The sequence below is a fragment of the Ruegeria atlantica genome (genome assembly GCF_013033965.1).
GTDB lineage: Bacteria > Pseudomonadota > Alphaproteobacteria > Rhodobacterales > Rhodobacteraceae > Ruegeria > Ruegeria atlantica_D.
This window is the reverse complement of sequence record NZ_WQFE01000018.1, coordinates 21,415-43,787: the sequence shown is the minus strand read 5'-3', so window position 1 is coordinate 43,787 and position 22,373 is coordinate 21,415. Positions and strand designations below refer to the sequence as shown.

Here is a 22,373-nt window from a genome sequence, read left to right as displayed (position 1 = left end):
CGCCGACACTTGGCACATACGATGCCTCCGGGCGGGGGTATCCACACCATCAGATTCTGAAGAAACTGGCGGCGCGGCCGAGACAACATAACCTGGCTATTGCCCTTCGAGAAACCGGGCGCGTTGAGCGGATGTTGTTCATCATAGAATGGCTGCTCGATACCGACATGCAGCGACGCGCCCAAATTGGTCTCAACAAAGGTGAGGCTCATCACGCCTTGAAAAGCGCTCGTCGGATCGGCAGGCAGGGGAAATCCGCGACCGTACAACAGAAGGCCAACACTTCCGGATCGCCGGATTGAACCTGCTCACCGCCATAATAATCAACTGGAACACCAAGCAACTCGACTCTGCGGTCACCGCGCGGAAAAAAGCCGGATTGGAAGCACCCGCCTATCTACTGGCGCACATATCGCCTCTTGGCTGGGCACACATCATCCTCACAGGTGAATACAGGTGGCGGCAGATGAGGGTGAAAAAACGCTTAAAGGGGGATTTAGCACTTGGCGTCACTCGACCCCTACTACGCCTTATTATTAAAGATAAAGCCGATGAAATTCAGCAGCAGTTGCGCTGCCAGAATCTGCGTACTTTCACTTGGATCATAGACGGGGGCAACCTCGACCAGATCGATACCGACCACATCGCCACGCCTGCTGAGCCCCTGCAGGATTTCCAACACATCATAATACTGGAATCCGCCATGGCTGGGGGTACCGGTTCCGGGTGCGATTGAGGGGCAGAAAGCGTCGATGTCGATAGTGACATAGTAACGGCTGCCTTCGGGGATACGATCCAGAACGCCTTGCGTACCCAGTTTGCGGACCTGACGTACCGACAAGATGTCCGATCCGCGCGCGCGGGCGTCGTCATAGCCTTCCTTCGCGGTTGAGGACACGTTGCGGATGCCCAGTTGGGTCATGCCTGAGACGTAGTCCTTTTCGATGGCGCGGCGCATCGGGTTGCCATGGCCTACTGTCACGCCATGACGTTCATCGACAAAGTCCAGATGCGCGTCGATCTGGATCACGTGGATTGGACCGTTCTTTTCGCAATCCTCAGCATAGGCGTTGATGCAGGGGATGTTGACCGAATGGTCGCCACCGATGGTGACCGGGATCGCGCCCGCGTCGAGGATCTTCTTGACGCCATATTCGATATTGGCGTGGCTTTCTTCGGTCTTGGTGTGGATGATGTCGGCATCGCCCAGATCGACGATGCGGACGTCTTCGCCCAGATAGGTGGCGTCATCCTCGTGGTCATAAGCGCCTGCATGGCCAAAGCTGAACAGGGTCGATGCCTCGCGCACCGAACGCGGACCAAAGCGCGCGCCCGAGCGGAACTGGCAGCCGAAATCGAACGGTGCGCCAAGGATCGCCACATCGGCGTCGATCTCGTCCCAGTTCTCGACATAGGGTTTCTTGCCAAAGGTCGAAATGCCGACAAAAGGCAGGTTCAGACGACCAGATTCATAACCATGTCCCGACATGATTTCTCCGTTTCTTATGGTTTAACGATAGGCCAGTTCCGGAAGGAACAGCGCGATTTGGGGGAAGGCTACCAGCAACCCAATCACAATCAACAAAATGATCAGGAACGGGGGCACGCCGCGCACGACCTCGACGAACGGACGGCGGAAAACCGCAATGGCGGTAAACAGGTTGCAGCCGAAGGGCGGCGTGGCCGCGCCGATGGCAACCTGAAGCGTGATCAGCACGCCAACCAGCACCGGGTCCAGCCCGCTGGCCTTGATCATCGGGGCAAAGATCGGGACCAAGATCAGGATGACCACAATCGAGTCCACGAACATGCAGCCAACGAAAAAGGCCACGTTGATCGCCAGCAGCACCATCAGCGGGCTGGCGCTTTCCAGACCCAATGCTGCGATGATGGTTTGCGGTACTTGCGCAAAGCTGAGCGTCCAACTGAACGCTGCACCTGCCGCGATCAGGATGAACACGACCGATGTGATGGCTCCTGTGGACAGCGCGATGTCGAACAGGTCGGTGACTTTGATCGAGCGGAAGATCACCACCTCAAGGACGACCGCATAAAGCACGCAGATCGCCGCCGCCTCGGTTGGCGAAAACACACCGCCATAGATGCCGCCGACGATGATGGCCGGGAAACCCATCGGCCACAGCGCCTTGCGCAGGGCGGTAAAGCGCTGGCCCCAGCCCTCGCGCGGCAGCACGGGGATGTCATGGCGATAGGCGTAGAACATGCAATAGGCCGAGAACAGGACCACGATCAGCAACCCCGGCAGAATGCCTGCGATGAACAGTTGCGAGATCGAGGTGCCGGACACCACCCCATAGATGATCATACCGATAGAGGGTGGGATCAGATAGGCAAGGTCAGCAGCGTTCACGATCAGACCGATCGAGAAACTGTCGCTATAGCCCGATTTCAGCATCCGCGGCCGCATCGCGCCACCGATGGCCACGACGGTCGCCTGGGTCGAACCGCAAACCGCGCCGAACAAGGCACAGGCCGAGGTGACGGAAATCGCCAGACCGCCCTTGATATGGCCCATGAAGCTCATCACAAGGTCGATCAGCCGGTTGGCCGAATGGCCGCGTGTGATGATGTCAGCGGCCAGAATGAACATCGGCACCGCGATCAGCGCGGCAGGCTTCACACCGCCGATCATCTGCTGGATCAGGATCTGCATGTTCATCGTGGGGAAATAGACCAGGAACCCTAGCACCGCCGCCGAGATCAGCGGCATTTTCATCGGAAACCCTGCCAGCAGCAAGATGATCATGACGGCAAGCATCAATTCGGTCATTTGTCTGTCTCCGTGGAGTCTTCGAATTTCTTGATGGCGGCGGCGGTTTCCGGATCTTCGTAGCTGTCGACTTCCAGGTACGAGACGTAAACCTCTTCCTCTGCGAAGTTCAGGTTGCGGATCGCGGTCAGCAGATATTGGAACGACGCCAGCGTCAGGCCGATCACGACCCAGACATAGGTCAGATACAGCGGCAGTTGCAGCGCCGGGGTGATCCGCCCACGTGCGGCGACCTTCTGCACATATTCCAGCGCGTACCAGGCCAGAACGGCCATAACGACGGCGGTTGTGGCGGCAATCACAACCATCAGGCCCTTACGTATTCTGATCGGCAGCGCGTCATAAATCGCGGACATGCGGATATGGATGCCTTTGCGGGTGGCATACCCCAGCCCCATGAAAGTGACGATTACGATCAGGAACTCGTTCAGTTCCTCGGAAAAATAGATGGACTGGTTGAACACGTACCGGCCAAAGACGTTGGCGATGGTGTTGACGGCCATCAGGATGATCCCCCAGCCCAGGATCCAGACTTCGAACCGTCCGATGACGGCGTCTATCTTTCCCAGAAAGCCGAAGGGAGTGGCAGTGCTGTCTTGCATGGTGTCCTCCCTTGTTTTGAATGCCTCACGCGCAGGGCGCGTGAGGTAGTTTTGCGTAAGTGGTGGGGGAGGGATCAGTTGCCCGACAGTTCTGCCTCAAGCGCGTCCAGAAGTTCCTGACCGCGGTCACCGACGGTTTCGACATAAGCTGCCGGGGTTCCGGTGCTGCGCTCGCGGAACGCGTCACGCTCTTCTTCGGTCAGCACGATCAGACCGATATCGGGCTTGGCTTCCTTGATGATGTCCAGACGTTTCTGGTTGAAATCGGTCACCACGCCGTCGATGAAGCCGGTCATGTCGGCCATGGTGTCACGCACCAGTTTCTGACGGTCGGGGCTGAGGGTTTCGAACCAGTCGGACCCGGCCACAACCGTGGTGACAAGTTCCTGCTCGCCGGCCCAGATCAGGTGGCTGGTAACCTCGTAGAACTTCATCTCTTCGATGGTCGGGATCGGGTTGACTTGACCGTCAATGGCCCCCAGCTGCAGCGCGCCGAACACTTCGCCAAACGGCAGCGGGGTCGGGCTGGCGCCCATGTTGTTATAGGTCTCCACCAGGATCGGCGAGACCATCACGCGCATCTTGAAGTTGTCGAAATCTTCCGGCGTGCGGATCTCGCGGTTGGTGGTCCAGACCTGCGGGCCTTCGGAATACATGGTCAGAACTTCCAGACCGCGCTTACGAAAATCGTCGTTCAGAGGGCCATAGATGGTTTCCGAGCTGCTGAGCATTTTCGAGGTCGCGGCCGGATCGGACGGCAGCAAGTAGGGCAGCAGGAAGACCTGGCTTTCCGGAACCACGGTGCCCAAGTTGCCGATCGAGACGTTGGTGAACTGGATGACACCGTCGGCGGCCTGTTCGACCGTCTCGGTTGGGGTGCCGAGTGTACCCATCGGGTAGACGGTGACGGTCACTTCACCGTCGGTGGCCGCTTCGATGCGCGATTTGAACTCCTGCGCATAGGCGTCCATGATCGAGCCCGGAATTTCCTCGATGGCGAATTTCCAGTCTTCGGCTAAAGCGGTGAGTGGCGCCAACCCTAACAGGGCAGCTGCTGCCGTTGTCTTCATTGTGTTGAAAGAGAATGTCACGCGAATGTCCTCCCATATCGCTATATCGATCACTTCTGGGAAAGATCACACCACGGAATTTTTCACAAAAAAATATTATATTGATTATATAAACATAAAAAATTTTCATGTAATGTTGGCACAAGAGGACGGATCAATGAAGCTGCTTAGAAACACATTGCTTGAGACTTTTGTGGCTGTAGTCGACTATGGCGGCTTTTCGGATGCGCAATTTGCGTTGGGCATCACTCAGTCTGCAATCAGCATTCGCATTCGCGACCTGGAAACTGCGCTTGGCTATAGGGTGTGCGAGCGTGGGCGTGGAGGATTTCGGCTCACGGAGAGGGGAGAGATAGCCTTTCACAAAGCCAAGGACATCATGCGCAGCGCACGTGATTTTGATGCCGAACTTCTGGAACTTCGGGACGTCACCACCGGAGATCTGCGGATCGGGGTAGCAGACGCGGTCGATACACTAAAAGACTTGAACCTTGAAAGATCGCTGAAACGGTTCCTAGACCGCCCCAACGACGTTCAACTGGAAATCGTCGTTGCCTCACCTACCGAACTGACGCAGCAATTGATCACTGGCGAACTGCACGTGGCGATTGCGCCGTTTCGCAATCAAATATCCGAATTAACCTACACAGAACTTTGTCACGAAGAGCATCGGCTTTTTTGCGGTCGCGATCATCCGCTTTTTGATCTGCCGGACGATAAAATCGATTTCGACGTCATCTCAAGCTATCAGATTTGTCAGCGTTCATATGGCATGCTGGTGTCACCAGAGCTTCAGTCCACTGATCCAAAAGCTGTTGTAGCCAACATGGAGGCAATGGCGACGCTGATTGAAACTGGCCATTTTCTGGGACCTCTGCCAGTTCATTTTGTGGAAAGTAGACTGCAGAATGGGAAACTTCGGGAACTGGCTCCGGACCGGTTGCACTGGACCTCTACATTCTACCTCGCAATACGCTCGACAAACCTACACAGGCGGGCTGTCGAGCTTTTTGTCGGTGACGTGATTCAATCATGTGGAAGCGACATAGAGCTGAACAGTGCCGAAATTCAAGACTACAACAGTGGTCATCAAACGCCATACACTAATGCCTGCATTGAGGCATCCAATAGCAGCTGATATAGCTTCGATGGAACGGCACACTGCGAGAAAGAGGCCGTGCGCACTCGAATGAACATCCAAGCGACCACGAGCATTTAAAAACGCTGGGCGCGAAGATGCAACGCTTACTTACCTCAACAATACTACGCGTGCAAAACAGTGGAGCCGTAACATTGCTGCAACCCTTTGGTGAAGGTATTCCAAAAGGCTGCAGCATTAGAACAGAAGGATGGTTACTGCTTCAGAACCTATCGAAAAATCTCTCCTGCAACAGGGGGTGAAGCAAAGTAGTCATTTGAGTTGGGGTTGCATCCCCAAGGGTGATCAATCGCAAATTTCCACGAGCCGTCGGGTTGTCTGCGAACCACTTCAATACCGGAATGGGCAACTTCGACAGGCATGGTGCCATCAAGCTTGCCCACCACCTTCCAACTCGAGCGCATCAGTGCCAAGTCACCTGCGACCGTCAGGTGACGCACAATCAAAGACATCTTGCCCTTGATACGAAATAGGCCATTTTCAAAACCGGCACGAATGGCGGCACGGCCTTCTTGAAGTTTTGCGCCTTCATGCGGCAAGCCATGGGTGACGCAGTCGGGTTCATGCAGTTCCATTGCCCAGTCAAGGTCTTCTGCATGAAATGCATCGACCAGTGCAAAATCTACGTCTTCCGGTTTCATTGGTAGGTACATCATAATCTCCGAGCCATAGGTTTTCGCACAAGATATACAGCTCAAACCCCGCCAATCAGCGTGAGGAAAATTCAGGCAACGGATGACGCGAATATACTATAGGAAGAGGGGATTTGTCCGGGCCCCTTCAAGTGGTCCCGGACGCTAAAGGTCAAAGGCCTAACTGGTCCATTAAGCTTTGAACTCTGGATTTGTTGTTTAGGCGATCCAGCCATTCCTGAGGCACACCGTACAAGGCTCCGCACACCGCACCTAGGAGGAGGGCCCGGCCACAACTGTCGCCGCCGGACAGGATGTTGGTTCGAATGGCATCTTTGTAGGACATCGAAGTTAATAGGTTGTGCAATACGCTGGGCACGCCGCTTTCCAATTCACATGCCAGACCAAGTTCTGTGGTCAGTTCCTGGTTGCTGCGATCGGTAGAGGCACGTGCCAGTTCCAGTCGGGACAGGGTATCGTCATCTGCTGCGGCCATCGCGGCATCGACGATATCGCTGGCTGATCCACCATCACGCGCCGTGACCAGCATTGCCGTGGCGACGGCTCCGTATTTATCCGCCGCATGCGATACATTGGTAGTGCGTATCGCATCCGACGCGCGATCTTCCAACCCTGCCGCCACCAGCGCGGGCAGTTTGGCGATGGCTGGCAGTTGCAGGTCATTTGCTCCGCAAGGCGTGTCCAACGCGTTACCCGCAAGATTTTCCAGCGTTTCACGGGTAGCATGGTCGATATAGCCGACAAATGTACCGCCATAGCCGAAATGCGCCACGAAGGCCGCGTTATAGACTTTTTGGTCATAAGTACCACCAGACTGGGCCAGCGCACTCAAAAGAACCATCAACTGTTCACCATACTGCGTTAAGTCGCCAGGCTGCTTCAGCGGGTGTGCGAAGTATGCTGGAACGCCGTCGAAATCCTGGGCCGTGGTGGCGCAGAATTCGGGGTTTTCACCGCCCAGCTCGGCGATCCGGGGCTGATCATAGAGCCAATGTAACCCCAGCGAGGCAGCATCCGCGATCAGCGCGCCGGTAACGAGATTTCGATTTGTTGTCATCGCCTTGGCTCCATTATCCTTGGACCGCACCGCGATCTGCATTCAATTTCTGTCCGGTGACATTTGTCGCCAAGGGCGAGGCCAAGTAAAGGTAGCTCAAGGCAACGTCATCGGCATTCTGAACGCCGGGCAGGGATTGGCTGGCGCTGATCTCGTCTTCGATCTCGCCTTCTGAAACGCCCCGGTCCTGCGCCATTTCGCGCAAGGTGTTGAGCGCGGGGCCAGTCAGAACCCAGCCGGGGCAGACGGCGTTGACGCGGATGCCCTTTGGCCCCAGCTCTTTCGCCGTAACGCGCATGAAGCCGATATTGGCGTGTTTGGATGAGATATAGGCGCTGAGATCCGGTTCCGCTGTGGTGCCCCAGATCGAGGCAGTGATGATGATCCGTCCACCTTGACCCATCAAAGGCACGGCAGCGCGGGTGGTCAGATAGGTACCATTCACATTGATGTCGATGACACGGCGAAAACGGGCCTCGGCCTCATCGCTTTGGTCGCTGATCGGGGTGACGGCTTCCAGACCAGCATTGGCCACAAACACGTCCAGCGCGGGGATCTGCGAAAACACCTCTTTCACGCGGGCGCTGTTGGTGATGTCACAGGTCCAGCCCGTGACTTTGCGCCCGGTTTCCTGCGCCAGATCCCGGGCGACCTGATGGATTTCCTCTCCTTGTGAGAGGATGTGCAGATCGGCCCCATGCAGCGCGAATACGCGGGCCACACCAAGGCCGATGCCACGGCTTGCGCCTGTCACCATCACTGTCTGGCCGGTGAAATCGAGGCCGGAAATCAGTTCCATATCAGGTCTCCTGAAGCAGATAACCGGGTCACGCCCGGGTTTGGATCAATGAAACGCCAAAAGGCCAGGTACCTGTGCACCTGACCGTTTTGAGCTTTGGGTCGAAGTTGCCGCGCGGGCTCACTTCTCGGTGCCGTCAACACCTGCAATGTTCAGATGGGGCAGGGGCATGACGCCCAACTGGAAGAACAGGCCCAGCGTGTCTTCGTGATAAAGGTAATCGGTCACTTTGCCGTTCTCGTCGAACTTGAACCATTCGGCACCGTAGATGTCGACTTTGCGGCCCGTGCCCGGGATGCCGTAGAAATTGCCGGTATGCGTGCCGCGCAGGCGGAAACGGGACATCACGGTGTTGCCGTCCGCAACCAGATCAATCGCGTCTTCGTGGATGTCGGGGAAGGCTTCGCGCCAGAAAGCCACCAGCTTTTTGAACCCATCACGACCCGACGGCCAGCCATCCAGCAGCAGCCCGTGACGTACATCTTCGTTAAAGATCTCGTCAACGCGCACCATGTCGTTCTTGTTCCAGCAGGTGGCATAGATATCGGCCACCGTGGCCTTGTTACGCTCTTGATCAGTCATGATTGCTCTCCGTTCGGTGCATCTAGTGTCGAACGGAATGTGGCAACTTGACCTGTCCTATGTCACCCGATGAAACCTCAGGTCTTGGCTGAAGAGATTTCAGGCAAGGCGCTGACAAACTTGCCCCTATGAAAAATGCCAACGCCGCTCAAGACGCTGATTCCAGTGGTTCGGGGGCGTCTGTCCGGTCGCGTAATGCGGCTGATCCTTCATGGGGTGACGGGCCCGGGATGCAGATCGCGGGTTTGGGAAAGGTCAAAGAATAAGGTCCTTCCACACCGGAGCCCCCCGCAACCTGTTCCAATCGGGAGGGACATAAATGGCAAAGATTTTTCTGAAAACTACCCTGGGTGCGATGGCCTTTGGCGCCAGTGTAACCCTGGCAATGGCCGACACGATCTCGCTGGGCGCGCCGATTCCGCTGACCGGGTATTTCGCTGCCGATGGCGAGACGATGGAACAGGCGATCAACCTGGCCGTGGGCGAGATCAACGCTAATGGCGGCCTGTTGGGCAACCAGATCGAAGTGGTGACCTTCGACATCGGCGACCTGACGCCCGACAAACTGGCGGCGGCAGCGGCTAATCTGATCGAACGCGGTGGCGTCAGCGCCCTGATCAACGGATATGGCGGCATGGGTCCGGATATCCCGGCCTTCTGCCCCTATGGCATTCCCTATATCCACAACGACGCGGTGGCGGGTGTGATCGACCTGGCCGAGCGGATGCGCTGCAACGCGATCTTCAACGCTTCTGACATCGACCTGAACTATGGCAAAACCCAGTTCGACATGATGATGACCACCGGTCATGATTTTGAAACCAAGCGTCTGGCCATCGTGCATGGCGATTTCGAATGGGATATCAACAATGCTAAGTCCATGGCCGAAGCCGCCGAAGCCGCGGGTTGGGAAGTCGTTTATGTGCAGGAAGTGCCCTATGACACCGTGGAATGGACCGGCATCCAAAGCCAGATCCGCGAAGCGCAGCCCTCGCTGATCCACCTGGAGGCGCTGGAGCCTGCGGTCGCCACCACCTTCCTGTCGCAATACAAGGAAAACCCGGCGGGCGACGCCCTGCTGAACGTGGGCTATATCGGCGCCACCACCGGTCTAGATGACGTGATCGCGCAAGGTCAGGCCGAAGGTCTGCTGTCCTTCACCCTGAACGCGCATCAGGACAATGAGGCCGGCAACGCCTTTGTCGAACGCTGGGAAGCAGCCTATGGGTTCGAACCCTCGGTCAGTCTGGCAGCCGCCGTCTATGACATGGTCTATATGTGGGCTGCTGCGGTCGAGCAGGTAGGCGATGCCTCAGACTACAATGCCGTGGCCGATGCGATCCGCACCATGAAATACGAGGGCCTTGTCGGCACCTTTGATTTCAACGAGCGCAACTTCATCAACAACGGCTCCAACACGCAACCCGCGCAGCTGTTCCAGGTGCAAAACGGTGAACGCGTGCGTCTGGTTGTGGGTGACCAGAAGGTTGGCGAGATCGCGCAACCCGCCTGGGTCAACTGATTTCCCCCAACTGGCCGCGCCCCGACATCGCTGCGGGGCGTGGCATTTTTTCAACATTCGGATCAGCACAGGAAGACCCTGCATGACACAAATGTCGCTGGAAAATGTCACGATGCAGTTTGGACCGTTCCGGGCCCTGACCGACATGTCCTTTCACATCGAACGGGGCGAGATTCTGGGCGTGGCCGGGCCGAATGGTGCCGGGAAATCGACCCTGATGAATGTCTGCACCGGTGGGCTGCGGGCCACGGCCGGGCAGGTGATTTTCAACGGGCAGGACATCACCCGGTTCAAACGGCATTACCGCTGTGGGCTGGGCATCGCGCAGACGTTCCAGATCCCCACGCTGCTGTCCTCGGTCACCGTGGGTGAGAACCTGCTGGCCGGGCAGGTTTTCGGGCGCGAAGTGCGCGGTGAGGATACAGGGATCTCGATGCGGGATATCCTGTTCCTGACCCAGCTTGAGGACCATCTGGCCATGCCCGCCGCGCAGGCGGATTTGCTGACGCGCAAACGCATCATGCTGGGCGCGGCTTTGGCGACGGGCCCCGAGATCATCTTTATGGACGAACCGCTGGGAGGTCTGAACGCCGAGGAAATCGTCGAATTCCTGCAGGTCATCCGTCATGTGCGCGAAGAGCTTGGGATCACCATTGTCATGGTCGAACACAAGACCCGGGCCCTGGCCGAAATCGCCGATCGCGTGTTGATCATCAATTTCGGCGAGTTTGTCATGCTCGACACCCCGCAGGTCGTTCTGAACGACGACCATGTCGTCGAGATTTATCTGGGAAAGAAACACGATGCTTGAGGTTGAGGGTATCAACGCCTTTTACGGCGATTTTCACGTGCTGCACGACGCCTCGTTGCGCGTCGGCAAAGGCGAGCTGGTCTCCGTAGTCGGGGCCAATGGGCACGGCAAAAGCACTTTGCTCAAGGCAATTTGCGGCCTGACCCCGGTGAAATCGGGCCAGGTCCGGTTCGAAGGCCACGATATCGCCGGGCTCAAGGCTCCGCATCTTGTGGGTCAGGGCTTGGTCTATGTGGCCGAGGACCGTCGTCTTTTCCCCGACATGACCGTGTTGGAGAACCTGCAACTGGGCGCGTATCTGTCCGGCGCGCGGGAGCATGAAAAACACAATCTGGACCGCGTCTTTACCCTTTATCCCCGTCTTGCCGAGCGCCGCAAACAGCTGTGCCGGTCGCTCTCAGGTGGTGAGGCGCAGATGGTCGCCCTGGGCCGCGGGCTGATGTCGAACCCAACGCTGCTGGCGATTGACGAACCTTCGCTGGGTCTGGCCCCGAACCTGACCGAGATGATGCTGACCACCGTTTCGCAGCTGAACAAGGACGGGCTGACCGTTCTGATCGTGGAACAAAGCATCGCCTTGCTCAAGGGCATGATCGACCGGGTTTATTCCATCGAGGAAGGCATCGTGCGTGAAACCAATGCCTACAATATGCAGGAAGTGCTATGACGCAGATACTTGAAATTCTGATCAGCGGCATCACCCAGGGCGCGGTCTATTGCGTCGTGGCGGTGGGCTTGTCGCTTGTCTATGGCGCGTCTCGCATTCTGAACTTTGCCCACGGGTCGCTCTATTCACTTGGCGGGTTTTTGGCCTGGTATCTGGTTGTCGGCGGGCCGGGCATACCACTGTGGCTAGCGTTTTTGCTGATCTTGCCGGTGCTGGCGCTGACCGGTGTTGTCATTGAGCGCGCGGTCATCCGTCCCCTGCGTGGCTCAGACAACTGGAAGATCAACACTATCATGGTGACGCTGGGCCTGGCCTTTATCATCGAAAACGGGCTGCAACTGGTCTTTGGTCCCGGCACCCGCACCATTCCGCCCTTCGTCGAAGGATCGCTCAGCATCAGTGGCATCACCATCACCTGGTACAAGCTGTCGATATTCGTGATTTCACTGGCCCTAGTCGGTGCGTTGGAACTGTTCCTGTCTTCGACCCGCTATGGGCAGGCGGTGCGCGCCGTCAGTCAGGACATGCAGGGGGCCAATCAGGTCGGGATCAACGTCAATCAGGTGTTTTCGACCACCTTTGCCCTGTCCGTTGTCTTGACTGGGGTCGCCGGTATTCTGCTGGCGCCGGTGTTTCTTGTGTCACCGCTGGGTGGCTGGGCGCCGTTCCTCAAGGCCTTTGTGATCGTGGTTCTGGGCGGTCTGGGCAGCACCAAGGGCGCATTTGTGGCCGCCTTTATCCTGGCCGTGCTCGAAGCCTTTGTCATTTTCTATATCGGTCCAAGCTGGGCCATGCCGGCCTGGCTCTTGATGCTGATCATCGTGTTGATGGTTCGTCCAAAAGGCCTGTTCGGTGTGTGGGAGAACTGAGATGTCAGCAACAGAAAACACACCCCTCGCCAAGATCAATTCGGTCTTCACCGGTTTCGGCCTAATGCACGACTCGATGGTCTACTGGGCCGTCGTGGCCGGGCTGGCCCTGCTGGGCGGGATGATCGGAGACAGCTATGTCCACCACATCCTGATCCTGGTGTTCATCTGGTGCATTGTAATCGCCAGCTGGGATCTGATCCTAGGATATGCCGGTATCTTCAACTATGCGCAGCTGGTGTTCTTTACCTTCGGCGCTTATGGCTCGGCGATGCTGTCGATCTATGCGGGGCTGTCGCCTTTGCTGGCGATTGCCGCCGCAGCCGGAATCGGGGCGGTGATCGGGTTGATCGTGGCGATGCCCAGCCTGCGGCTAAAGGGCGAATATGTGGCGCTTTTTACCTTTGCCGTGCATCTGGCGCTGCCGCCGCTGATCCAGCAGGGCAAGGCCATCGGCATGGGCGGCAATACTGGCCTGCTGGGGATCCCGTGGCTGAACCTGTTCGGCTATCAGGTGTCGTCGATCGACAAGCTGACCTGGTACTGGGTGGCGCTGGCCTTTGGCGCGGTCTGTGTCTATCTGATCTATTTCATCGTGCTGCGCGGGCGCATGGGTCTGGCCTTTATCGCCATGCGTGATGCCGACACCTTTGCGCAGGCCATTGGCGTGAACGAATACAAGTACAAAATGCTGGCCTTTGTCGTCTCGGCTGTGTTCACCGCCGTAGCGGGGGGGCTTTACGCCCATTACACATCGGTGGTGACGCCCAAAGTGCTGGGGACCGAGTTCTTTCTGATGGCGATGGTTATGCTGGCCATCGGCGGCATGGGGCGCTTCCCGGGTGCGGTGCTGGGCGTGTTCATCGTGGTGATCGGAAACGAGCTGCTGCGCAGCTTTGACGATTTCCGCCTGCTGTTGCTGGGGGTTGCCGTGGTGCTGACGGTGATTTTCCTGCCCAATGGCGTGGCCGGTCTGTTTGCCAAACGCAAATGATCAAGGCCCGCCCCGAAAACGGGGCGGGTTTCATTCAAAGAATTCGCGCCCGTATTCGCTGTCGCGGAACTGATCGGCCTGATCCAGCAGCCAGTTCTGGAACGCCTCGATCTTTGATTTGCGCGCGGCGGAATTAGGGCAGACCAAGTAATAGCTTTTGTTTTTGATCTTGGCAGGATGCGGCACCACCAAGCGCCCATCGGCCACATAGCGCGCCGCAGCGATCAGACTGACGAGGCTAACGCCATGCCCGTCACTGGCGGTCAGCAGGCACATATGTTCCTCGGAATAGGTCACAAAAGGGCGGAATCCTGTGGGGGTGATGCCATGCTGCGCCAGCCATTTCTGCCAGCTGGGATCAGCCTCGGAATAGCCGGACCATTCATATTGGATCAATCGGGCTGAGGCCAGATCTTCGGGTGTTTGTAAGGTCTTGGCCAGTTCAGGCCTACACACTGGGGCGACAAAATCGTCCAGCACCCAGGCGCAGTGCATATCCGGGTAATCGCCAAACCCGTAGCGGATTGCGATGTCCACTGGCTCGGCCTTGAAATCGGTGACCTCATCACAGCCCAGAATGCGCACGGACAGGCTGGGATACAGTTCGGCGAACTGCGCAAGACGCGGGCTGAGCCAGTTTGAGGCAAATGAGGTGGTGGTCGAGATGGTCAGATCGCCATCAATATCATCCTGCGCCAGAGCATCGGTGCCTGCTACCAGATGTTCAAACGCGGTCGAGATATGTTGCGCATAGATCGCGCCATCCTGGGTGAGGGTGACAAACCGGTTTGACCGGTTCAGCAATTGCAGACCCAGATGGGTTTCCAACGATTTGACCTGATGCGACACCGCCGTGGGTGTCACGCACAGCTCGTCCGCAGCGTCCTTGAAGCTCAGGTGTCGGGCGACGGCTTCAAAGGCTTGAACGCTTTTCAGATTGGGAAGTCGAGACATGTGCAAGCTCTGAAGCCGGGTGGAGTTTCCAGGACCATATCGCAAGTTGGGAGTATTCGATACGGCAGAAATCTCCACCCGACATTCGAGGTGAGCGGCAGGGTATTTGGGGTTACCAGGTCACCTCACCCTCGGGCTTGGCCGGGAACCAGCTTTCAGGTTCCGGGTAATCCCAGTCTTCGGGGAAATGATAGGTTTCAAATGTGGTGCCAGTGGCCTCGTCGGTTTCAAAGAAGGCAAAGGCGTTCTTGCCTTTCCATTTGCCCGATTGCACCATCTTGAACCCGCGCTTTTCGAACTCAGTCAGGCGATCTTCCCAGGGCGCGTCGTTGCAATCATAGGCCACGTGGTGAAAGGCAGTGCCGTTCTTGTCCAGAAAATCCTTGAAGATCGACGGACCCCAGAGCGGCTCCATCAGTTCCCAGATCATGTTGCCGGATTTGGCAAAACACACTTTCAGCGCGAATTCGCAGGGCTCACCCTTATACGTCTGGTCGGTCACGTTCTCCGGCGAAAACTCGTAAACGGCCCAAGGTCCGATCCCCAGACGGCACAAGCCTTCCATAGTTTTCATGTGGTTATCTGTGACAATCGCCAGTTCGACCACATTACCCAGGAAAGTGTTGGACAAGGTTTCGTCGCTGGTCACCTCGGGCAGTTTCGACAGGATGTCTCGGGGAAGGTTTGTCATCGGCATATCCATTCTTGCAATCCACGGCATTTCCGCCTTTTGTTCAAGTCTTGAACCGCCATCCCGGTCTTGTCACACGATGAAATGTCATGCTGGACGTGAGAGATTTTCATCTACGCCCGCGTGTTAGCCGCTTTTGCCTGGACAAGGGCCGGACAATGCGAATTTCCTTCAGTCTGACCTGAGATTTCCTCAGTTTCCGCCGCCGTCAGGATGGTGTGTCTTTGGATACAGCAAATTGATGAGCAAGGATTACGCCATGAAGGATTCCCCCTTTGACCCCGGACAGCCCGATGGCACCAACCAAAGCCTTGGTCTTGGCCTGCCCAATGGCGGTACGCCCGAGCTAGGCACCATCTATGACATCCCGGCCCGTTGCGGCCGTGCGGTGCGGGTGAGCAAGGGTCAGGTGCTGACGGTCACCAACCCGGCGGGCTATCAGGTTTGTGACTTCTGGATCTTCAATGCTGATGACATCGGGGAATACAGCTCGATGGAGCATCTGCACACCTCGATCCTGTCGATCTTTCCCAAGGTGGGCGACTGCGTCGTATCGAACTTGCGCCGGTCGCTGATGACGATCACCGAGGACACCTCGCCCGGGATCCATGACACGATCATCGCTAATTGCGATCACGCAAGGTATCAGCAGCTGGGCCTGACCGAGTATCACGAAAACTGCGCCGACAATCTGCGCCAGTCGCTGATTGCAATCGGTTTGCGCGTCCCTGCGATCCCGGCCCCCTTCAACCTTTGGATGAATGTGCCGATTGGCCCCGATGGCAGCCTCAGCTTTCAGCCGCCCGTGTCCAAGCCGGGTGATTACATGTCGTTCAGGGCCGATATGGATGTGATCGCGGTGATGTCTGCCTGCCCGCAGGATGTGACGCCGGTGAACGGCGAGGGTACATCACCCGCCGGGCTGACCTTTCGGGTCGACGGGTGATATGTGATGGCGGACAAGCTTCTCTGGGGTCGGTGGGTTGTTGTCTCGGCAGATGACGTGCGCGAGGACAGCGCCGTTTTGCTGCGCGGCGGTCGTGTGGCCGAGATCGGCCCGGCCCCCGAGATGCGCGCCCGTCATGCAGGTGTCCCCGAACATGGTGGGGCAGATTGCGCCATTCTGCCGGGGCTGATCAACGCCCATCACCATTGTTACGGGGTCGAACTGGCCAACCAGAAGGTTGGGGATGATTTTCTGGAGCCCTGGATGTTCTGCGGCCCCTCGATGGTGGGGCTGTCGCCTTATGTCTCTTCGGCCCATTCGGCGGTGCGATTGCTCAAAACCGGGGTAACGGCCGTGGTCGACATGTGCTCGGCCGGGGTGACGCGGGACAGCGGAGAGGCGCGGCTGCTGGAAAAGGCGCAAGCCTATCGCGACGCCGGTCTGCGCGCGGCCATCGCACCGGGTGAACGCTGGCAGAACCGGATCGTGCATGGTGCTGGGGAAGAGGCCGGATTTCTGGCCACCCTGCCGCAAAACCTGCGCGATGATCTTGCTCGCAGCGAGGCCGGACGTGCGCGATTAAGCCCTGATGCCTATTTCGATCTGATGGCCGCATTGGTGCCACAGGGCGATGGGTTGCGCGATTTCTGGTTCGGCCCCACCGGCCCGCAATGGACCCCGGACACGGTTCTGGCCCGCGTCTCGCAAGAGGCCGAACGGCTGGACACCCGCATCCAGACTCACGCATTGGAAAGCTATTATGAAGGGCTGGAAAGCCAGCATATCCGCGGCAAGCATCTGATGCAGCATTTCGCCGATCAAGGCTTTCTGACTGAACGGCTGTCTCTGGCCCATGTGGTCTGGGCCGGACCGAAGGATATCGAAGAACTGGCCCGCAGCGGCGTTCAGGTCAGCCACAATCCCAGCTCGAACCTGCGGCTGCGCTCGGGCGTTGCGCCGATCGCTGACATGTGTGGCAACGGGGTCAGTGTCGCACTGGGGATGGATGGTACCACGCTGGGCGGGGCCGAGGATATCTTTGCCGAAATGCGTCTGGCACTGGCGTTGAACACGCCGCCGCACCGGTCGGCCAAAGCCCTGAACGCGCGCGATGTGCTGGCGTTGGCGACGCAGGGCGGGGCCCGGGTTTTGGGCCGCGCACATGAGCTGGGGCAACTACAACCAGGCTACTGCGCTGATGCCGTAGTGCTGGACCTGAGCCGCCCGATGTCGCCCTGGTGCGCACCGGATGTGGACCCGATCGAGCTGATCGTAGGTCGCGCCACCGCCGCTGATGTGCGCGACGTGATCGTGAACGGCGCGCTGGTTGTCACCCAAGGCACCGTGACTGGCCTGAACGAAACTCAGCTGCTGCAAAAACTGCGCGCCGAGCTGGACCAAAGCCCGCCCGATGACGCGGCGCTGACACTGACACGCAACCTGCGCCGCTATCTGCTGGATTGGTACGCCCATTGGGAACAGGCCGGAACCGTCCCGATCACCCGCTATGGCGCGCCGCTCCCGATGCACAAAACATCGCTTCTGGCTGCACGGACCCCCGCCCCCAAGGTGAAACTAGGAGAAGTAACATGATCCAGAACCCGATCAAATGGCCCAATGGTGCCCGCTGCGCCTGTGCGATTAGCTTTGACATTGACGCCGACAGCCTGATTCATATCTCGCGCCTCAAGGACGGTCATGACCGGCTTTATCCAATTTCCATGGGGCGCTATGGCCCCACTGTGGCGATCCCGCGCATTCTAGAAACTTATCGCAAATTTGGTCTGAAGCAGTCGTTTTTCGTGCCCGGCTGGGTGGTCGAACAATACCCCGACGCGATGGAGATGATCCTGAAGGACGGTCATGAGATCGGCCATCACGGCTATCTGCACGAAGACCCCACCGCCCATGGCCCGGCCGAGCAGCGCGAATGGTTCGAGCGTGCGCTGGATAGCCATAAACGCGTCATCGGCAACTCGCCCAAAGGCTATCGCGCGCCGGTTTACAACGTGAATCAGGCTGTGATCGACCTGATGATCGAGCATGGGTTTGAATATGAAAGCTCACTGATGGCGGACGACATCCCCTATCTGATGAACACGAATAAGGGATCGCTGGTGGAACTGCCGGTGCATTGGGGCACCGATGATTGGCCGCCCTTCGCCCATTATGACGAAATCGGATATATGATGCCGGTGGCAGGGCCAAGCCACGGCCTGCAAGGGTTCTGGGAAGAGTTCGAGGCACAATATGAGGCCGGTGGCTTCTGGCTGGCGATCTGGCATCCGTTCCTGACGGGCCGTCTGGCGCGTTGGCGTCAGGTCGAGAAATGGCTGGAAGGCGTGCTGGAGCGGGGCGACGTGTGGTTCGCACCGATGCATGAAATCGCAGCCCATGTCCGGACCGAGGCCGCCAAGGACCCCAGTGCGGTGCGTGTCGAGCAGCTGCCTTATTACACCAAACCTGTCCTGTTCTAATGACGGCTCAGGAGAATTTAGCTCGCGCGATACAGCGTGCGGGCAGGGAAGATGCGACCAATTTGTTCCTGCATCTGGGAGTGGACGCGGCACAGAATGTGGCACGGCGACTGGATGCTACTGACGCGGCCTACCCACTGGATGGAGCTGTTGTGATCCTCAAGGGCAATATTGACATTGAAGGCCTGCCCACCACCGCAGGCACTCGCACCTTTCAGGCCCGCCCCGCGCCCGGATCAGCCCCGTTGGTGGACCGGATCGTGGCTGCGGGCGGCGTGCCGTTAGGTCATGTGAACATGTCGGAGTATGCTTATAGCGGGTTAGGACTGAACCCGCATTTCGGTACACCTGTCAATGGCTTGGATGCAGATCTGGTTCCGGGTGGATCATCCAGCGGATGTGCCTCAGCCATTGCACTGGGGATCGCGGATCTGGCGGTGGGGTCTGACACGTCGGGCTCGACCCGCGTGCCAGCCGCGTATCAAGGCATCTATGGCTATCGCCCCAGCATGGGGCGCTATGATACAGTTGGCGTGCTGCCGCTTGCTCCGTCATTAGACACACCCGGCCCGATGGCGCGGGATATGGCGGGGATCCGGGCATTGGATACCGTTCTGCGCAAAGCAACAACTTCACGCGTTGCAAAGCCAACGCGAATCTTGATCCCTGACGCCGACAGCCTTGGGACGATAAGTCCGCACATCGCATTGCTTTTGCTTCTGGCGCAAACCGTGTTGGAGCAGGCCGGGCACAAAGTAGAGACCGCGCCCGTTCCCGTGTTTCAGCATGTGCGAGAGCTGTTCGCGCGCGAAGGCACGCTGGTTGCAGCTGAAGTTCCGGATGTACTGTCGCAATTCACGGCGCTGGATCATCCCGATCTTGACCCGAATGTGCGTCGCCGCGTTGTGCAGGGTATGCCATTCGATCCGGGCAAGCTGGCCTTGCTGCAGAATGCTCGCGCCGGGTTCCAATGCGACATGGATAGCCTGTTGGCGGACGCTATGATGTTGATGCCAACAGTGCCCGTGCCACCGCCTGCCTTGTCTGCTGTTGTCGCTGATCCTGATCGCTTCGCCAGTGAAAACGCCAAAGCGCTGAGCCTAACTATGTTGGGTGCATTCCTTGATCTACCGTCGCTGGCCATGCCGGTAGCCGGTCGCATGCCGGGGCAATCTCTGACGCTGAGTGCTGCAACTGGACGGGATGAAGTGCTGTTGCAGGTCGCCGAGGCCATCGCTCAGCCGCTGTTAAACCTTAAAACCGGAGTTGCCGCATGAGTGACGAAACCCAAATTGCCCAGGACCGGGCAGAAATTGCGCAGCTAATCAAAAGCCAGTTCCGATCCTTATGCTGGGATGAGGCCACGCCGCCGGACCTGATGGTCTTGAACGCGGCCTATGTCGAAGGCGCGAACCTCTTTGCCTCGGCCCGTCCTGCCAAGGGGCAGACCCCGCAGGCCTTTGGCGAACGAATGGCCGGGCTGCGCGACGATGGAACCATCCCCGTTTTCGAAGAAAAGGGCGTGGGCCTTCATATCTGGGTCGCAGGCAACGTAGCCGTAGCCATGGCGGGGTGCGAAATGCACGAAAACCGCAGTGAAATCACCGAAGATATCAGCGCTTTTTTGCTGGTCAAAAACCCCGATGGCTGGGCCATTGCTTCACAGGCTTGGGACATCCTGCCGTCGATCGCACGAGCCCTTGCCGCAACCGGCCTAAGCGCAGATCGGTTCGAAATCTGATCCCCCTGACATAATTTGGAGACCCTCGATATGTCAAAAAAACTTTTGGTCGTGCATTCCAGCGCCCGTGAAAACCGTTCGCTCACCCGCGAACTGGCACAGATTTTCGAAGACAGTTGGGCCGCGTCCGGTGGTGGTGCAGTGGCCCACCGTGACGTGGGCGTGAACCCTCCCGCCATCATCTCGGAGGCCTGGATTGACGCCTGCTTTACCGATCCGGCAGAGCGTAGCGACGCCCAGAACGCTGTGCTGGCCGAATCCGACGAACTGGTGGCCGAAATTGTCGACGCTGATGTCATCGCGCTGTGCGCACCGATGTATAATTACTCAATGCCCGCCGCGCTGAAGGCCTGGTTTGACCTGATCGCGCGGATCGGCGTGACCTTCAGTTTCGATCTGGCTCGTGGCGATGTGCCGATCGAGCCAATTCTGAGCGGTAAGAAATTGGTGGTATTGTCTTCGCGCGGCGAGTTCGGCTTTGCCGAAGGCGGCGAGCGTGCGCATCTAAACGGGCTGGACCCAGCAATCCGCGCCAGTGCGCACTACCTGGGTGCCGACGCCAACGACATGGTAACCATCGCTATCGAATATCAGGAATTCGGCGATGCAAGGTTTGACGAGTCCGTCGCCAAAGCTCAGGCACGTACCAAAGACGTTGCCGCGCAAGTCGCAGCCTAGTTTTGTAGTCGTTAATAGCGACGTTCGAACGGCGGCCTCGACAGGCCGCCGTTTTTTCTTTCTGTTGAAAAAACAGGGAGGTACGCGGAGTCTTAAGGCGTGCCGAGCAGGGCTCATCCCCGGCCTGAATTAATCTCGTTTGAGATTGTCCCCCCTTCCTCGGACACTTGCGCCATCCAACAGAGGAAGAAACGTGATGACAAACAAACAGACGCTCAACCGTCGCCAGTTCATCAAACGCTCAGCCGCGACCGGGGCGCTAGCGGCGGCTCCAGGGCTTTATGCTCCATTCGTTCATGCCCAGGCGGAACCACTCAAGATCGGGTCGTGGGGCGGATTCTTTGAAGAAGTTCTGGCCGACAAGTTATATCCTGAATTCACCGCCGCCACGGGGATCGAGGTGCAATCCATCGGGACACCCAATGGCGACGCGCAGGTGGTGCAGCTGGCGCAGGCAATCCGGGCAGGCAATGTGCCGCTGGATGTCTCGGCACTGATCCCGATTCCGATGGTGCGTGCCACCAATGCAGGCATCATCGAAGAGCTGGACATGTCGCGCATTCCCAACGCCAAATACCTACCCGACGTGCAGGGTATCAGCAAAAGAAGCGATGGCAATCCCAACGGTGTGGCATGGTTTTTCTACTTCAACATTCTGGTCACCTTGCAAGAGGATTTCCCAGAAACACCAACCAGCTGGACCGAGCTGTGGAACCCCGCCAATGCGGGCTTGGCGGGTGTGATGGCCCAGCCCGAGATTTCGAACATCATCGACATCACAGCCGCCACCTATTTTGGCGGGTCCGATATTCTGCAGACCAAAGAGGGTGTGCTGGAAGTGCTGGCCAAAGTGGCCGAGCTTAAGGATACCGTGGCTCTGTGGTACCGTGATGAGGCGCAGTTCCAGAACGGGTTGGAAACCGGCGAGTTGCCGATCGGCATCTATTACAACGATGTGGCCACCGTGGCGCAGGCCGAAGGCATCGAGATCGACCGCATTTTCCCTAAGGAAGGGGCCGTTAAGAACCCGGCCTATTGGGGAATCTCAAAGGGCACCGCGCTGCGTGATCAGGCGCATGAGTTCCTGAACTATACGCTGGATCCGTCAGTGCAGGCGCTGCTCGCCCGCAATCTGGGCGGTGGCCCGGTTGTGCCCAAGGACACCACTGACCTGACCGATGAGGAATGGGACCAGGTCTCGACCAGCAAGGACACAATTGCGCCTGCCTATCACCTCTACACCGATTGGGGCGATTGGACTGCGACCGAGTTTTCGCGCGCAATTTCCTGATCTGACGAAGGCCCAAGAT

The 22,373-nt window shown here is 58.0% G+C and carries 23 protein-coding genes and 1 pseudogene; 14 read left to right on the top strand and 10 right to left on the bottom strand.

The window, feature by feature from the left end; genetic code table 11:
• Window positions 1–53: 53 nt before the first annotated feature.
• Window positions 54–394 (top strand): annotated as a pseudogene (locus tag GOW16_RS22040) (Tn3 family transposase); the annotation flags it as partial.
• A gap of 129 nt (window positions 395–523) precedes the next feature.
• On the opposite strand, the gene speB reads toward GOW16_RS22040, so the two are convergent.
• The 4 genes from speB to GOW16_RS22020 all read right to left on the bottom strand — a co-directional run bounded on the left by speB (window position 524) and on the right by GOW16_RS22020 (window position 4,484).
• Window positions 524–1,489, bottom strand: coding sequence for an agmatinase (gene speB / locus GOW16_RS22035; RefSeq protein ID WP_170419646.1), 966 nt, complete (start codon window positions 1,487–1,489; stop codon window positions 524–526).
• Between the two features lie 21 nt (window positions 1,490–1,510).
• A complete protein-coding gene (locus GOW16_RS22030) occupies window positions 1,511–2,791 on the bottom strand; it encodes a TRAP transporter large permease (RefSeq protein ID WP_170419644.1) in 1,281 nt (426 codons plus the stop codon).
• Window positions 2,788–3,393 carry a TRAP transporter small permease gene (locus GOW16_RS22025; protein ID WP_170419642.1) on the bottom strand — a complete coding sequence of 202 codons (606 nt, stop codon included), beginning with the start codon at window positions 3,391–3,393 and terminating at the stop codon, window positions 2,788–2,790. Before GOW16_RS22025 ends, GOW16_RS22030 begins: the two co-directional genes overlap by 4 nt.
• Before the next feature lie 74 nt (window positions 3,394–3,467).
• A complete protein-coding gene (locus GOW16_RS22020; protein ID WP_368039956.1) occupies window positions 3,468–4,484 on the bottom strand; it encodes a TRAP transporter substrate-binding protein DctP in 1,017 nt (338 codons plus the stop codon).
• Window positions 4,485–4,488: 4 nt separating this feature from the next.
• Here GOW16_RS22020 and GOW16_RS22015 point away from each other — a divergent pair, with 4 nt between their 5' ends.
• The gene (locus GOW16_RS22015) at window positions 4,489–5,601 is read left to right on the top strand and encodes a LysR family transcriptional regulator (RefSeq protein ID WP_254429880.1); all 1,113 of its coding nucleotides are present in this window, start codon (window positions 4,489–4,491) and stop codon (window positions 5,599–5,601) included.
• A gap of 230 nt (window positions 5,602–5,831) precedes the next feature.
• On the opposite strand, the gene GOW16_RS22010 is transcribed toward GOW16_RS22015, so the two are convergent.
• The 4 genes from GOW16_RS22010 to GOW16_RS21995 all read right to left on the bottom strand — a co-directional run bounded on the left by GOW16_RS22010 (window position 5,832) and on the right by GOW16_RS21995 (window position 8,713).
• Window positions 5,832–6,263, bottom strand: coding sequence for a YybH family protein (locus GOW16_RS22010; RefSeq protein WP_170419641.1), 432 nt, complete (start codon window positions 6,261–6,263; stop codon window positions 5,832–5,834).
• Window positions 6,264–6,426: 163 nt separating this feature from the next.
• Window positions 6,427–7,374, bottom strand: coding sequence for an ADP-ribosylglycohydrolase family protein (locus GOW16_RS22005; protein WP_170419640.1), 948 nt, complete (start codon window positions 7,372–7,374; stop codon window positions 6,427–6,429).
• A complete protein-coding gene (locus GOW16_RS22000) occupies window positions 7,346–8,131 on the bottom strand; it encodes an SDR family NAD(P)-dependent oxidoreductase (protein ID WP_170419639.1) in 786 nt (261 codons plus the stop codon). The genes GOW16_RS22005 and GOW16_RS22000 overlap by 29 nt, the downstream gene beginning before the upstream one ends.
• Window positions 8,132–8,251: 120 nt before the next feature.
• Window positions 8,252–8,713, bottom strand: coding sequence for an ester cyclase (locus GOW16_RS21995; protein WP_170419637.1), 462 nt, complete (start codon window positions 8,711–8,713; stop codon window positions 8,252–8,254).
• A gap of 319 nt (window positions 8,714–9,032) precedes the next feature.
• Here GOW16_RS21995 and GOW16_RS21990 point away from each other — a divergent pair, with 319 nt between their 5' ends.
• From GOW16_RS21990 to GOW16_RS21970, 5 genes are all read left to right on the top strand, one after another.
• Window positions 9,033–10,235, top strand: a complete 1,203-nt coding sequence (locus GOW16_RS21990) for an ABC transporter substrate-binding protein (protein WP_170419635.1) — start codon at window positions 9,033–9,035, stop codon at window positions 10,233–10,235.
• An 82-nt stretch (window positions 10,236–10,317) separates the two neighbouring features.
• On the top strand, window positions 10,318–11,046 hold the full coding sequence (locus tag GOW16_RS21985) for an ABC transporter ATP-binding protein (RefSeq protein WP_170419633.1): 729 nt from the start codon (window positions 10,318–10,320) through the stop codon (window positions 11,044–11,046).
• Window positions 11,039–11,713, top strand: coding sequence for an ABC transporter ATP-binding protein (locus GOW16_RS21980; protein ID WP_170419631.1), 675 nt, complete (start codon window positions 11,039–11,041; stop codon window positions 11,711–11,713). The genes GOW16_RS21985 and GOW16_RS21980 overlap by 8 nt, the downstream gene beginning before the upstream one ends.
• The gene (locus GOW16_RS21975; RefSeq protein WP_170419629.1) at window positions 11,710–12,582 is read left to right on the top strand and encodes a branched-chain amino acid ABC transporter permease; all 873 of its coding nucleotides are present in this window, start codon (window positions 11,710–11,712) and stop codon (window positions 12,580–12,582) included. The genes GOW16_RS21980 and GOW16_RS21975 overlap by 4 nt, the downstream gene beginning before the upstream one ends.
• Before the next feature lies 1 nt (window position 12,583).
• The gene (locus tag GOW16_RS21970) at window positions 12,584–13,576 is read left to right on the top strand and encodes a branched-chain amino acid ABC transporter permease (protein ID WP_170419627.1); all 993 of its coding nucleotides are present in this window, start codon (window positions 12,584–12,586) and stop codon (window positions 13,574–13,576) included.
• A 30-nt stretch (window positions 13,577–13,606) separates the two neighbouring features.
• Here the strand turns inward: GOW16_RS21970 and gcvA are convergent, their stop codons facing one another.
• Both gcvA and GOW16_RS21960 read right to left on the bottom strand, forming a co-directional pair.
• Window positions 13,607–14,530, bottom strand: a complete 924-nt coding sequence (gene gcvA / locus GOW16_RS21965; protein ID WP_170419624.1) for a transcriptional regulator GcvA — start codon at window positions 14,528–14,530, stop codon at window positions 13,607–13,609.
• Window positions 14,531–14,642: 112 nt separating this feature from the next.
• Entirely contained in the window at window positions 14,643–15,221 is a 579-nt protein-coding gene (locus GOW16_RS21960) for a VOC family protein (RefSeq protein ID WP_170419622.1), read from the bottom strand.
• Window positions 15,222–15,480: 259 nt separating this feature from the next.
• Here GOW16_RS21960 and GOW16_RS21955 point away from each other — a divergent pair, with 259 nt between their 5' ends.
• The 7 genes from GOW16_RS21955 (at window position 15,481) to GOW16_RS21925 (ending at window position 22,354) form a co-directional block, all read left to right on the top strand.
• A complete protein-coding gene (locus GOW16_RS21955; protein WP_170419620.1) occupies window positions 15,481–16,167 on the top strand; it encodes a DUF1989 domain-containing protein in 687 nt (228 codons plus the stop codon).
• A 6-nt stretch (window positions 16,168–16,173) separates the two neighbouring features.
• The gene (locus GOW16_RS21950; RefSeq protein ID WP_170419618.1) at window positions 16,174–17,760 is read left to right on the top strand and encodes an amidohydrolase family protein; all 1,587 of its coding nucleotides are present in this window, start codon (window positions 16,174–16,176) and stop codon (window positions 17,758–17,760) included.
• On the top strand, window positions 17,757–18,644 hold the full coding sequence (locus GOW16_RS21945; protein ID WP_170419616.1) for a polysaccharide deacetylase family protein: 888 nt from the start codon (window positions 17,757–17,759) through the stop codon (window positions 18,642–18,644). The genes GOW16_RS21950 and GOW16_RS21945 overlap by 4 nt, the downstream gene beginning before the upstream one ends.
• Window positions 18,644–19,921, top strand: coding sequence for an amidase (locus GOW16_RS21940; RefSeq protein WP_170419614.1), 1,278 nt, complete (start codon window positions 18,644–18,646; stop codon window positions 19,919–19,921). The genes GOW16_RS21945 and GOW16_RS21940 overlap by 1 nt, the downstream gene beginning before the upstream one ends.
• Window positions 19,918–20,385: a hypothetical protein gene (locus GOW16_RS21935; RefSeq protein WP_170419612.1), complete on the top strand. Its 468-nt coding sequence runs from the start codon at window positions 19,918–19,920 to the stop codon at window positions 20,383–20,385. The genes GOW16_RS21940 and GOW16_RS21935 overlap by 4 nt, the downstream gene beginning before the upstream one ends.
• Before the next feature lie 30 nt (window positions 20,386–20,415).
• On the top strand, window positions 20,416–21,063 hold the full coding sequence (locus GOW16_RS21930) for an FMN-dependent NADH-azoreductase (RefSeq protein WP_170419610.1): 648 nt from the start codon (window positions 20,416–20,418) through the stop codon (window positions 21,061–21,063).
• Window positions 21,064–21,259: 196 nt separating this feature from the next.
• Window positions 21,260–22,354, top strand: a complete 1,095-nt coding sequence (locus tag GOW16_RS21925) for an ABC transporter substrate-binding protein (protein WP_170419652.1) — start codon at window positions 21,260–21,262, stop codon at window positions 22,352–22,354.
• Window positions 22,355–22,373 lie beyond the last annotated feature (19 nt).

What these genes read in the sequence shown, in the direction of transcription:
- speB (WP_170419646.1), bottom strand. Translation starts at nt 1,489, where the DNA reads ATGTCGGGACATGGTTATGAATCTGGTCGTCTGAACCTGCCTTTTGTC.
- GOW16_RS22030 (WP_170419644.1), bottom strand. Translation starts at nt 2,791, where the DNA reads ATGACCGAATTGATGCTTGCCGTCATGATCATCTTGCTGCTGGCAGGG.
- GOW16_RS22025 (WP_170419642.1), bottom strand. Translation starts at nt 3,393, where the DNA reads ATGCAAGACAGCACTGCCACTCCCTTCGGCTTTCTGGGAAAGATAGAC.
- GOW16_RS22015 (WP_254429880.1), top strand. Translation starts at nt 4,489, where the DNA reads ATGTCCTCCCATATCGCTATATCGATCACTTCTGGGAAAGATCACACC.
- GOW16_RS22010 (WP_170419641.1), bottom strand. Translation starts at nt 6,263, where the DNA reads ATGAAACCGGAAGACGTAGATTTTGCACTGGTCGATGCATTTCATGCA.
- GOW16_RS22005 (WP_170419640.1), bottom strand. Translation starts at nt 7,374, where the DNA reads ATGCAGATCGCGGTGCGGTCCAAGGATAATGGAGCCAAGGCGATGACA.
- GOW16_RS22000 (WP_170419639.1), bottom strand. Translation starts at nt 8,131, where the DNA reads ATGGAACTGATTTCCGGCCTCGATTTCACCGGCCAGACAGTGATGGTG.
- GOW16_RS21995 (WP_170419637.1), bottom strand. Translation starts at nt 8,713, where the DNA reads ATGACTGATCAAGAGCGTAACAAGGCCACGGTGGCCGATATCTATGCC.
- GOW16_RS21990 (WP_170419635.1), top strand. Translation starts at nt 9,033, where the DNA reads ATGGCAAAGATTTTTCTGAAAACTACCCTGGGTGCGATGGCCTTTGGC.
- GOW16_RS21985 (WP_170419633.1), top strand. Translation starts at nt 10,318, where the DNA reads ATGACACAAATGTCGCTGGAAAATGTCACGATGCAGTTTGGACCGTTC.
- GOW16_RS21980 (WP_170419631.1), top strand. Translation starts at nt 11,039, where the DNA reads ATGCTTGAGGTTGAGGGTATCAACGCCTTTTACGGCGATTTTCACGTG.
- GOW16_RS21975 (WP_170419629.1), top strand. Translation starts at nt 11,710, where the DNA reads ATGACGCAGATACTTGAAATTCTGATCAGCGGCATCACCCAGGGCGCG.
- GOW16_RS21970 (WP_170419627.1), top strand. Translation starts at nt 12,584, where the DNA reads ATGTCAGCAACAGAAAACACACCCCTCGCCAAGATCAATTCGGTCTTC.
- gcvA (WP_170419624.1), bottom strand. Translation starts at nt 14,530, where the DNA reads ATGTCTCGACTTCCCAATCTGAAAAGCGTTCAAGCCTTTGAAGCCGTC.
- GOW16_RS21960 (WP_170419622.1), bottom strand. Translation starts at nt 15,221, where the DNA reads ATGACAAACCTTCCCCGAGACATCCTGTCGAAACTGCCCGAGGTGACC.
- GOW16_RS21955 (WP_170419620.1), top strand. Translation starts at nt 15,481, where the DNA reads ATGAAGGATTCCCCCTTTGACCCCGGACAGCCCGATGGCACCAACCAA.
- GOW16_RS21950 (WP_170419618.1), top strand. Translation starts at nt 16,174, where the DNA reads ATGGCGGACAAGCTTCTCTGGGGTCGGTGGGTTGTTGTCTCGGCAGAT.
- GOW16_RS21945 (WP_170419616.1), top strand. Translation starts at nt 17,757, where the DNA reads ATGATCCAGAACCCGATCAAATGGCCCAATGGTGCCCGCTGCGCCTGT.
- GOW16_RS21940 (WP_170419614.1), top strand. Translation starts at nt 18,644, where the DNA reads ATGACGGCTCAGGAGAATTTAGCTCGCGCGATACAGCGTGCGGGCAGG.
- GOW16_RS21935 (WP_170419612.1), top strand. Translation starts at nt 19,918, where the DNA reads ATGAGTGACGAAACCCAAATTGCCCAGGACCGGGCAGAAATTGCGCAG.
- GOW16_RS21930 (WP_170419610.1), top strand. Translation starts at nt 20,416, where the DNA reads ATGTCAAAAAAACTTTTGGTCGTGCATTCCAGCGCCCGTGAAAACCGT.
- GOW16_RS21925 (WP_170419652.1), top strand. Translation starts at nt 21,260, where the DNA reads ATGACAAACAAACAGACGCTCAACCGTCGCCAGTTCATCAAACGCTCA.